General features: G+C 62.4%; 7 protein-coding genes and 1 pseudogene. 3 read left to right on the plus strand and 5 right to left on the minus strand.

Translation table 11 applies throughout. The features are described from left to right. Positions 1–142: 142 nt before the first annotated feature. Both ACMO6A_RS04685 and ACMO6A_RS04690 read right to left on the minus strand, forming a co-directional pair. The gene (locus tag ACMO6A_RS04685; protein WP_009306262.1) at positions 143–1,744 is read right to left on the minus strand and encodes a CTP synthase; all 1,602 of its coding nucleotides are present in this window, start codon (positions 1,742–1,744) and stop codon (positions 143–145) included. 331 nt (positions 1,745–2,075) lie between these two features. Then, positions 2,076–3,830, minus strand: coding sequence for an FAD-binding protein (locus ACMO6A_RS04690; RefSeq protein WP_009306263.1), 1,755 nt, complete (start codon positions 3,828–3,830; stop codon positions 2,076–2,078). Between the two features lie 709 nt (positions 3,831–4,539). Here ACMO6A_RS04690 and ACMO6A_RS04695 point away from each other — a divergent pair. The 3 genes from ACMO6A_RS04695 (at position 4,540) to ACMO6A_RS04705 (ending at position 7,830) form a co-directional block, all read left to right on the plus strand. After that, positions 4,540–5,643, plus strand: coding sequence for a helix-turn-helix transcriptional regulator (locus ACMO6A_RS04695; RefSeq protein ID WP_231566132.1), 1,104 nt, complete (start codon positions 4,540–4,542; stop codon positions 5,641–5,643). Positions 5,644–5,769: 126 nt separating this feature from the next. Then, positions 5,770–7,251 carry a DUF1846 domain-containing protein gene (locus ACMO6A_RS04700; protein WP_009306265.1) on the plus strand — a complete coding sequence of 494 codons (1,482 nt, stop codon included), beginning with the start codon at positions 5,770–5,772 and terminating at the stop codon, positions 7,249–7,251. A gap of 24 nt (positions 7,252–7,275) precedes the next feature. Next, entirely contained in the window at positions 7,276–7,830 is a 555-nt protein-coding gene (locus ACMO6A_RS04705) for a Hint domain-containing protein (RefSeq protein WP_015760964.1), read from the plus strand. A gap of 96 nt (positions 7,831–7,926) precedes the next feature. On the opposite strand, the gene ACMO6A_RS04710 is transcribed toward ACMO6A_RS04705, so the two are convergent. From ACMO6A_RS04710 to ACMO6A_RS04720, 3 genes and pseudogenes are all read right to left on the minus strand, one after another. Further along, positions 7,927–9,351 carry a hypothetical protein gene (locus ACMO6A_RS04710; protein WP_418470840.1) on the minus strand — a complete coding sequence of 475 codons (1,425 nt, stop codon included), beginning with the start codon at positions 9,349–9,351 and terminating at the stop codon, positions 7,927–7,929. A 59-nt stretch (positions 9,352–9,410) separates the two neighbouring features. Next, positions 9,411–10,001, minus strand: coding sequence for a hypothetical protein (locus tag ACMO6A_RS04715; RefSeq protein ID WP_139019511.1), 591 nt, complete (start codon positions 9,999–10,001; stop codon positions 9,411–9,413). 70 nt (positions 10,002–10,071) lie between these two features. Beyond that, positions 10,072–10,518, minus strand: a pseudogene (locus ACMO6A_RS04720) (flagellar protein FliS); the annotation flags it as partial.

Consider the following 10,518-nt stretch of genomic DNA (forward strand, 5'->3'; position numbering starts at 1 on the left):
CCGCAAAACGTCGAACGGATGTTTCACGTGAAACATCCGCGCCCCGTCTGCCGAACCCTCTGCATGATATAGTTCACAGGATAGCACGCCTTCGCGGCGATGAGGACGCTGCGCGTCCGCAGGAAGCGCGCCACCGTCCTCCCTAGGCGCGACGCACGGCGGCGGCGCTCACGAAACCGCAGAACAGCGGATGGGGCCGCGTGGGGCGGCTCTTGAACTCGGGATGGCCCTGGCTGGCGACGAACCACGGATGGCCGGGCAGCTCCACCATCTCCACGAGCCGCCCGTCCGGCGACGCGCCCGACACCGAAAGCCCCGCTTCGACCAAGCGCTCGCGGAAGGCGTTGTTCACCTCATAACGATGACGGTGACGCTCATATATAATAGATTCGCCGTAAGCCTCGAACGCCTTCGTGCCCGGCTCCACCTTGCACGGATAAGCTCCCAGGCGCATGGTTCCGCCCTTGCCCTCCACATCCTCCTGCTCGGGCATGAGGTCCACCACGGGAAAGGCCGCCTCGGCATCGAACTCGGCCGACGTGGCCCCGGACATGCCGGCCGCGTCGCGCGCGAACATGCATACGGCAGCCTGCAGCCCCAGGCAGATGCCCAAGTAGGGAATGCCCTGCTTGCGCGCGTAGCGAGCCGCGGCGATCTTGCCCTCGAAGGCGCGCTGGCCGAAACCGCCCGGCACGAGGATGCCGTCCATGCCGCCCAGCACCGCCCCCGCGTTCGCGTCCGACAGCTCCTCGCCGTCCACGAGGTGCACGTTCACGCGGCATCCGCAGCGCACCCCCGCATGCCCGAGCGCCTCGATCACCGACAGATACGCGTCGGGCAGGCTCACGTACTTGCCCACCACGGCCACGTCCACCTCCTCATCGCAAGCGTCCGCCGCGGCCAAGAACGAGCGCAGGGGCGCCAAGTCGGCCGAACGCCGCTCGAGGCACAACCGGTCGAGCACCATCTCGTCGAAGCGCTGCTCGTGCAAGCCCAGCGGCACCTCGTAGATGGACGGCGCGTCGGTGCAGGCCAGCACCTCCTCGGGCCGCACGTCGCAGAACAGCGCGATCTTCTCGCGCACGCCGTCCTCGATCTCGTGGTCCGAGCGGCACACGATGAAGTCGGGCTGCACGCCGATGGAGCGCAGCTCCTTCACCGAATGCTGCGTGGGCTTCGTCTTCACCTCGTGCGCTGCGGCTATATAAGGCACCAGCGTCACGTGAACGAACAGCACGTCGCCGTACGGCAGCTCCTTCTTGAACTGGCGCGCGGCCTCGATGAACGGCAGCGACTCGATGTCGCCGACGGTGCCGCCGATCTCGGATATGACGATGTCGGCGCCGGTTTGGTCGGCGATGCGCCGCAGGCGCGCCTTGATGGCCTCGGTGACGTGCGGAATCACCTGCACGGTGCCGCCCAGGTAGTCGCCGCGCCGCTCGCGCGCGATGAGGCTCTGGTAGATGGATCCCTGCGTGAAGTTGGACTCGCGCGTGAGGTTCTCGTCGATGAAGCGCTCGTAGTGCCCCAGGTCGAGATCGCCTTCGTGCCCGTCCTCGGTGACGAACACTTCGCCGTGCTGGAACGGCGACATGGTTCCCGGATCCACGTTGAGGTACGGATCCATCTTCTGCATGGTCACTTGGTACCCGCGCGCCTTGAGCAAGTGCCCCAGCGACGCGGCCGTAATGCCCTTGCCCAGCGACGAGACGACGCCCCCGGTAACGAAGATGTGCTTGGCCATGATTCTCCTATCATGCTATGCGTGCTTCATATGATTCGGAGACGGCGCCTGGCCGCGCACGAAATACGCCCGAAGAGCACAGCGGATCCTGCCTCCAAACGTCTTTTCATTCTACGGCATGCACGAGGTCGGAGCCGCATTGCCCGGCGCAATTAACAAAGCCGTAACACCCACGGCACGGCAGCCGATGCGCGAGCCAGATGCAAGAGGCGCAGACAGCGCAAGGGCCGGGCGCCGCGCATCGAGAGCGCGTGCCCGGCCCTTGCACCGGAGAGGGAGGGGTGCGCACATCCGGCAAAGGACGGCACCGTCGAATGATCAGGTTAGTTGTCTACAAACCGGCTGCGGCGTTCTCGCCGGCCACCTTGCCGTAGAACATGGCCATCGCGTGGCTGTGGCCGCTCAGACGGAAGGGGTACTTGATAGCGAAGCGGCTGCCCTGGATGTTGCCGGACGCATACAAGCCGGGGATCACCTGGCGCTCGAGGTCGAGCACCTGGGCGTTCTGGTTGGATTCCAAGCCGCCCATCATGACCAGGCACAGGCCCACGCCCATGCGCTGCGCGTAGTACGGGCCGTCGTCGGTCACGGGCATCAGGTACTTCGCCTGCTTGGCGTAGTCCTCGTCGACGCCCTTCTCGCACAGCTCGTTGTAGCGCTCGACCGTGGCCAGCGCTGCATCGACGTCCATGCCGTCGATGCTCTCGAACAACTCGCGCAGCGTCTGGCCCTTGAAGATGGTGCCGTCGCCCACCCGCTCGTCCCACTCGGCGAGCGTGGCCGCGAACGTGTTCACGCACTTCGCAGCATTCTCTTCGAAGTGGCTGTCGGTGATCATGAAGCACTTGTGCTTGGGCTGCAGCTCGATGGGATACTCGGCATCGGCGGCGCAGGTGTCCTCGTTCATGAACCGCTCGCCGTTGTAGTTGATGCGCAACAGCGGTCCGGTGAAGCCCATGGAATCGTTCTGCGAATCGGTGTCGCCCGGACCCCCCATCACGTGCATCTGCGAGCACTGGTACTGCTGGATGGAAGCACCCGCCCAGTACCCCAGCTTGTAGCCGTCGCCCGTATTGGTGCGGTTGCCCTCGACGTCCATGTTCGGCCATGGGTTGCCGTTGCCGTTCCAGATGAGGTTCGGTGCGAAGTAGCGCACCATGTCCTCGTTGGATCGACAGCAGCCCGATGCCAGGCACACGCCGTTTTCAGCGTTGATCTTCTTGTACTTGCCGGTATCGGCGTTGCGCGCGTACACGCCCACCACGCGACCTTCATCGTTTTGGATGAGCGCTTCGGCGAAATGGCCGAAATACGCTTCGGAGCCCGTGCCGGCATCGAGGCCCTTCTGGAAATTGTTGTCGAGCACGGCCTGATGGTCGGTGAAGTTCAGGCATTCGGGGAAAGCGGCCTGCGGCTCGCTCTCCCAGTCGATGGTCGGATCGCTCATGCAGCTGACGCCGTTGGGAACGTCCGCGCTGGGATCCATCGACATCTCGTAATTCTCGAGGATCTCGCAATCCGCGCCCTCGATCCACCAGTCCATAGCCTCCGCGTCGCCCAAGACGAACTTGCGGACGATATTGTAATTCGTGATGCTGGCGCACTCCTGGAACTCTTCCTTGATGATGGCCTCAAGGTCGAGGTGGGGCAGGCCGAAGGTGTCGGTCAGCTTGCCGTTCAAGTAGCAGTACTGGCTGGAGCGCTGCTGCGGCATGGAACCCTTCTCGATGCCGACGACCTTGGCGCCGCCCTCGGACGCCGCACGGAACGCCGCGACGCCCGAGACGCCCAGACCCACGACCGCCACGTCGCAGTCAAGCTCTTCCTCCACCATATCGTCGGTGATCTCAGGAGGATTGGCGGGCCAAGGATAATAGTCTCCCCACGGCGACGGGGCAAGTCCTTCGGCGGCGTCGGCCGCGCTCGCAGCCGTCGCAGCATCGCCCGCCGAGCTTGCCGAAGACGCCTGCGGCGAACATCCCGCCAACGCTGCTCCCGCTCCCAGCGCCGCCACGCCTCCTAGCGTGAGGAACCCGCGACGCGTGAGGCCGTCGGCCAGCTCTTTCTTTTGCTTTTCGTTGTTCATGATCTCCCTCCTTCAGGGTGAATCGAGCAGCGCTCCATGCGCCGCCCTTGCAACGACGCAACCATAGGACGCACGTGGAACAGGGAGAATAACCGCAGTGCGTGAAGCGCATCACCGCGTTGCAGTATTTTTTCGTTTTACCAGATGATCGGACTGAAAAGACATCGAGGCGACCGGCTTTCGGAGAACGCGAGTCCGAAGGACGACTCGGCTGGAGTACAATGGGCAGGAAACATCGGAGAAGCCAAAGGGGGGCTTTCGCATGGCAAACGGCACGTACTTGAACAGGCTAGCCGCCCAACCTCCCATCCGTTTCCGCCCCCGCCTTTTGCTGTTAGCGGCTTTCCTTGCCTCGGCGCCCCTCTATCCGCCCAACTCCTACCTTATGCTGCGTTTCGCACCGAACGTCTCGCCCGCTGGCGACTTTCTTTTCGCCATGCTGCTCTCTTGCTTTGCGACAGCCCTCGCCATCCTGCTCTTCTCGGCGCAACGCCCCAGCTGGCCTGGCTTCGAAACGCGCAAAGGGCGCCCGATCGCCACAGGCTGCGCTTGGACGTACGCCGCAGTCTTGGTGGCGATCTGGATTCTGCTCGCAGCCGGATACCGTAACGTCGTCTTGTTCGCAGCGCTCGGCGTCACGGCCGGGGCATGCATGGCGCCGGTGATCATGCGGTGGGTGCGTCTGTATCTAATGGATTTTCGCAGCGTGATGTTCTACGGTGCCATCGCGTGCGCCAGCTCGTCGGCTGTCGCCTGGATCGTTTCGCTTTTGTCCGACCCGTTCGCGGTAGCCGCGGAAGGCGTTCTCGCCATAACGGGATCGGTTCTCCCCCTGTTGTTCGGAATCGAGAAATGCACGCACGAGACGGATGAGGACGCACAGAGCGTCTCCGGCATCGAAAACGGCGGGGGCGGCTTCACCGGCTCCCCTGACGCGGAAAGCCCGTCGAACACGCTGACAGGGCTTGCATCTTCTCTCAGGACATTCCTATCGATCATATGGGTGCCGCTGCTGGGCTTTCTCGTCTGCTCGTTCATGATGGCCGCTTATTCGTTCGACGCCGACGTGGGAGCGGGACGAAGCGAGTACACGGGCGCCATCGTTGCATCGGCCGTCGTCGTGGCGCTTTGCGCAATGCGGTTGAAAAGCCCGTTCGTTATGCTGATCGACCGCTTGGCTGTTCCGGCGTGCGTCGCGGTGAGCATCGTGCTGGGCAGCTTCCCGACGGGGACGACGCTGTTCGTGGCGGGAGCGATGCTCGTATACGCGCCTCTCGCCCTGCTATCGCTCTTCGCGCTCTCATCGCTGGTCGCCATGGCCGAGGCGGGAGAATTCCCTCTGCCCTTCGTGTTCTCGGCGGCCTTCCTGCTCAGCTGTGCGGCATCGCTTTTGGGCATGACGGTGCAGGCGAACGTGCCGCCGGATGTGAATTTAGGGCCGTACCTGTGGGTCGTGCTTTCCTCATACTTCTGCATCGTGGTGGTGCACCTCGGCTTCGTCGCATGGCAGCAGGCTTGCTCGACGGACGATCCCGACGCTTTGCAGGATGCAGGCATGCGGAACGAAGGTGAAACCGATACGCTGCATGCATTGCAGCACGAACGCATCGTGACGCTAGCGAACGGGTACGCCCTCACGAAGCGCGAACGCGAGATACTGCAGTACCTGAGCCTGGGATACGGGTCGGTATACATCTCCAAAACGCTGTTCATCTCCGACAACACCGCGCGCACCCACATCCGCAATATTTACCGCAAACTGGACGTCAGCTCGCGAGAAGAGCTGCTGTCGCTGGTCAACGGCATGAAATGACAGCCCGCGCCTCGCACCCCTACGCGGCTCTGTACAGCTGATGGTTTGACGCGGGTTCGCCCGCTATCGTGGTATGCTGTTACATTAGTGCAAGAGCAGAACGGTTCGAAGAAGAAGAGGGATTCCATGCGCATCGGGTTCGACAACGACAAGTACATCGCGCTTCAGGCCGAGCATATCCGCAACCGCATCAATCAGTTCGGCGGCAAGCTCTATCTGGAATTCGGCGGAAAGCTGTTCGACGACTACCATGCCGCGCGCGTGCTGCCCGGGTTCGAGCCCGACTCCAAGATCCGCATGCTCAAGAGCCTGGCCGACGAGGTGGAGATCATCATCGCCATCAACGCCAACGACATCGAGAAGAGCAAGGTCCGCGGAGACTTGGGCATCACCTACGACGAGGACGTGCTGCGCCTCATGGACATCTTCCGCTCCATGGGCTTCGCCACCAGCGGTGTGGTGATCACCCACTACGCGAACCAACCCTCGGCCGGCGCGTTCCGCCGCCGCCTGGAAAGCCTGGGCATCAAAAGCTACCTGCACTACCCTATCGCCGGCTATCCGTACGACATCGACCGCATCGTCAGCGAAGAGGGCTACGGCAAGAACGAATACGTGGAAACGACGCGCCCCCTCGTGGTGGTGACGGCGCCCGGCCCCGGCTCGGGCAAGATGGCCACGTGCCTGTCGCAGCTGTACCACGAGCATGAGCGCGGCATCGCGGCCGGCTACGCCAAGTACGAGACGTTCCCCGTGTGGAACCTGCCGCTGAAGCACCCGGTGAACATCGCCTACGAGGCGGCCACGGTGGACCTCGACGACGCGAACACCATCGATCCCTTCCATCTGGAAGCCTACGGCATCACCACGGTCAACTACAACCGCGACGTGGAGATATTCCCCGTGCTGAAGGCCATGATGGAGCGTATCTCGGGCACCAGCCCGTACCAGTCGCCCACCGACATGGGCGTGAACATGGCCGGCAACGCCATCGTGGACGACGAGGCCGTGCGCGACGCCGCGAAGATGGAGATCGTGCGCCGCTACTTCCAAACCGCGGTGGAAGTGAAGCGCTCGGGCGTGGGCCAGGAGCGCATGGAACGCCTGGAGCTGCTGATGAACCAGGCAGGCGTGAACGCGAGCTTGTCTCCCGCGCGCTCGGCGGCGCTGCTGAAGGAGGAGACCACCGGCGGCCCGGCTGGAGCGATGGTACTGCCCGACGGCTCGGTGGTGACGGGCAAGACGTCGTCGCTGCTGGGCGCGGCATCGTCGCTGCTGATGAACGCGCTCAAGGGCCTGGCCGGCGTGGACGACGACATCGACGTGATCAGCGACGAGGCCATCACGCCCATCTGCCGCCTGAAAACCGAGCAGCTGAACAGCCGCAACCCCCGCCTACACTCCGATGAGACGCTCATCGCGCTGTCCATCAGCTCGGCCACCGATCCGCTGGCGAAGAAGCTGATCGACCACGTGAACGACCTATACGGCTGCGACGCGTTCTTCAGCGTGATCCTGTCGGCCACCGACGAGAAGCTGTACCGCACCCTCGGCATCAACGTCTGCTGCGAGCCGAAGTACGAGCAGCATAGGTACTATCACAAATAGTAATCACAAGTAAGGCGGTGCAAGATGAACGGTTGTTGTTGCGTCGAAGCGTCAACCCTCGTGCTCATGGCCGATGGCAGCCAGCGCCCCATTCGCGACCTGCGTATCGGCGATTTGGTAAGAACCGAAACAGGAACCGCGCATATACGCGACATCATCAAAGGGCGCGAGCCCGAGCTGGTTCGCATCGGGCTCGCGCAAGGCGGCAACCTCGTCGCGACGGGGAACCACCCCCTGTTCACCGACAAGGGCGTCAAGCGATGCAGCGAGGTCGTCGTGGACGATCGGCTTCGCACGGAGGGCGGCTGCGTCGCCATCGAAAGCATCGAGCTCGCTCCGCACGAGCCCGCGACGAGCAATCTGACGCTCGGAAAAGCCATCGGGTGCGTTTCGCACGATTTCGAGGTATACAACCTGGTTCTGGATGGATCGAGCGTATTCTTCGCGAACGGGCTGCTTGTGGGCGACAACAACGAGCAAGGGCGCCTTATGCGCTCATCTGACGAGATTCGCAGCTCAGCCAGCGTTCCTGCCGAGCTGCTCGCAGAAGCGGAGCGCTTGCGCCGCGATTCGATGTAGCCCGAGACGATTGCCCCCGCAGCGGCTCATCTTCGCCCGAAAAACACGCTCCAACGTCTGAGGCGTGTTTTTCGGGCGAAGATGCTCCCGTCGTCGTTACGCGGCGGCGACGATCCAGATCATCGAGCCGTAGGCGAAGCTGTTGCCGTCCGCGTCGATCGTGGCGTTGAGCAGCGTCTTCATACCGTAGTCGGTGAACGTTCCGTGCCACACGAGCATCGTGTTCTCATCGCCTGCAGCTAGCAGCACCGGCCGGTCGAACGTCGCTTCAAGTCCCAGCGGTGTGAAGCGCGCGTCCTGCACGAATGTCGTGGAGCCGCTTTCGGTGGTGAGCGACCACGAGCCCCCCGGCAAGTCCTGGTCGGCGCGCTTGAGACGAACGCCCACGATGGCCACGTTGCGTTCCGAGCGGTTCGCCGCCGCAACGGGGATGAGAGCGGTGTTGTCGCCTTCGGCGTTCAGAACCATGGAAACCGACGAAGGGACGGTGATGTTGACCTGGGCTTCCTCTTGGGGTGCGAGCGCAGGTTCGGATTCCGGCTCGGCAGGCGGTTCGGGGACGGGCGCCTCTTCGGCGGGCGCGTTCGCGAGCTTGTCGGTAAGCTCGTCCGCCGGCTGCTCTACAGATTCGTCCGCGGAAGCATCGAGGTCCTTCGAATCGTCGGGATCCTCGACGCCCTCGGAGTCTTCGGGCGTTTCAGACTCGACGGGATCCTTGGGCTCCGCGGAATCATCCGGCTCTTCAACCGTCGGCAGCTCCGGCGCATCGGGATTCACAAGCTCGCGCCCGTCGAGATTCCATGCGTACCTCAGCACGTTCTCGTCCGCGCCGCGATACACCGTGGCCAGCAGCGTTTCGGCCGGCTCCTCGAAGCCGAAGCATTCATCCGCGACCGCCTCGTCGGCGAATGCGAATTCGTCGGGAAGCTCGACGAGCTTCGGGCAATCGTAGAACGCGCGCGTCAGATCTTCGACGCTGGCGGGCACGTTCGCGATCTCGCTCAGGTTCGAGCATCCCTCGAACCAATGAGCCAAGCTCGTCGCTTCCACCTTGTCGGCGAAGATCACGCGCCTGATGTCGTCGGCCACGCCTGCCGCCAGCCAGGGGACATCCTTGACGTCGTCGAACGCGACCGTTTCCCCCGACCCGTCGACCACGAACGTCCCGTCGGGCCACAGCTCAGCCAACACCGCCGAGGCATCGTCCGCACCGATAGGCCATGCACGCTCGTATTCGGGAACGATGGGAGCATCGGGGGCAACCGGCTCGGCGTCGGGCAGAGGCCGGGATTGGGGCTTCGGCTCGCTTGGAGCGGGAGCGTGCGAAGGCGCTTCGACCACAACGTTGTCGATATCGTCAACCGGCGTCTTCGGAGCCGCAGGCTCCTCGACCGCTTCGGAACCGCCCGCGTCCTTCTCGGCCGCAAACGAAAACGGCACCGGCCATAACAACCCGAACACCAACAGCGCGCAAAGCGCGAAAGCCGCGCTGATCCTCAGCGCGGCTTTCCATGGGGGCATACTATATGCTGTCGGCTTCGTCATAAATCGAAACCATTTCTATTGCAGTCGGGTAAGTTCTACGCTAGCCCAATAGTCCAAGCGACGTCGAATGCTGAAGCCTTGGTAAAATAGCTGGAAAGAAAAGTCTTATCCAGAGTGCCTGATTTTATATCCATCGTCAAAGCCAAAGGCGTTGCCGTCGTCCCATCAGTGCTTTTTCCTATAGTCCAGTTCAAACCAGTTGCGCTCGACTCAGTAAGCACTGTTTTCTTTGTAACATCATTCTTTTGCGATATGGTCACGCACAATGCGTTAGGAGCCAATGTCGTGTCGGAAGAGGCTAAGGTAAAATTATTATCAGTTTTGTTCGTCACCTTGACATCCGTCAACGCAACATCGAAGCCCTTGGTGGTATTGCCTATGGAAAAATCGCCAGGTCCCGTTATGGTGTCGTTGGTAATCGAGATGGGGAGGGTCGTAGGCACTGTTGCCGAAATATTTATTGTCGCCGTCACATCGACCGAGCTAGTACCCGTGGCCGCAGTATTATTTGAGCCCTGTATCGTTTTGTCAGTTACCGCGAACGCCGGAGCTGCGCATAGCCCCGTTAGCATTGTTGCCGCGCAAACACCAACGATGCCCTTTTTCAAATTCGTAAGCTTGCTCATGATAGTTCCCTTTCTAACGTGCCCTTACGTTGTCGGATGCGCTCTACGTATCTTCCGCGTCGAAAGCCCCTTAGCCTTCGACGTTCAAAACAATTTCAGCGGCCGCTTGGCCGGTTTGCTTGTGCGTCTCGCGATCGTAGCCGGTGAACGTGGCCACGGCGGCGTACTGTCCGGGATCAAGATCCTTCGTCAGCTTGATCGTTTGAATATGCTGGTCGGGCGCTATGGCAGCCGACTCGTACACCGTCTCGCCCGAATCTTTCAGCGTGATGACCACTTTCTGATCCATCGGGTTCGCGGCGATGTTCTCGATGCGCGCCTCGCCCTCGGACGAGCCGTCGGCGAACGTGATGGACGCCGCGATGGAGATGTTCATCATGCCCTTCGCCACTTCCTCGTTAAGCGCCGCCTGGATCTCTTCCTTCGACTTGCCCTCGAACTGGCCTTGCGCGGCGTTCGAGTCGTACCAGTCTTCCAGCGCAGGCTGCTGCGTCAGCACGACGCCAACCCCTACGGC

This window comes from Eggerthella sp. (assembly GCF_048329335.1).
GTDB lineage: Bacteria > Actinomycetota > Coriobacteriia > Coriobacteriales > Eggerthellaceae > Eggerthella > Eggerthella lenta.

Excerpts from the sequence above, each read along its gene's own strand:
- ACMO6A_RS04700 (WP_009306265.1), top strand. The coding sequence starts at position 5,770 with ATGCGCATCGGGTTCGACAACGACAAGTACATCGCGCTTCAGGCCGAG.
- ACMO6A_RS04690 (WP_009306263.1), bottom strand. The coding sequence starts at position 3,830 with ATGAACAACGAAAAGCAAAAGAAAGAGCTGGCCGACGGCCTCACGCGT.
- ACMO6A_RS04685 (WP_009306262.1), bottom strand. The coding sequence starts at position 1,744 with ATGGCCAAGCACATCTTCGTTACCGGGGGCGTCGTCTCGTCGCTGGGC.
- ACMO6A_RS04695 (WP_231566132.1), top strand. The coding sequence starts at position 4,540 with ATGTTCTACGGTGCCATCGCGTGCGCCAGCTCGTCGGCTGTCGCCTGG.
- ACMO6A_RS04715 (WP_139019511.1), bottom strand. The coding sequence starts at position 10,001 with ATGAGCAAGCTTACGAATTTGAAAAAGGGCATCGTTGGTGTTTGCGCG.
- ACMO6A_RS04705 (WP_015760964.1), top strand. The coding sequence starts at position 7,276 with ATGAACGGTTGTTGTTGCGTCGAAGCGTCAACCCTCGTGCTCATGGCC.
- ACMO6A_RS04710 (WP_418470840.1), bottom strand. The coding sequence starts at position 9,351 with ATGCCCCCATGGAAAGCCGCGCTGAGGATCAGCGCGGCTTTCGCGCTT.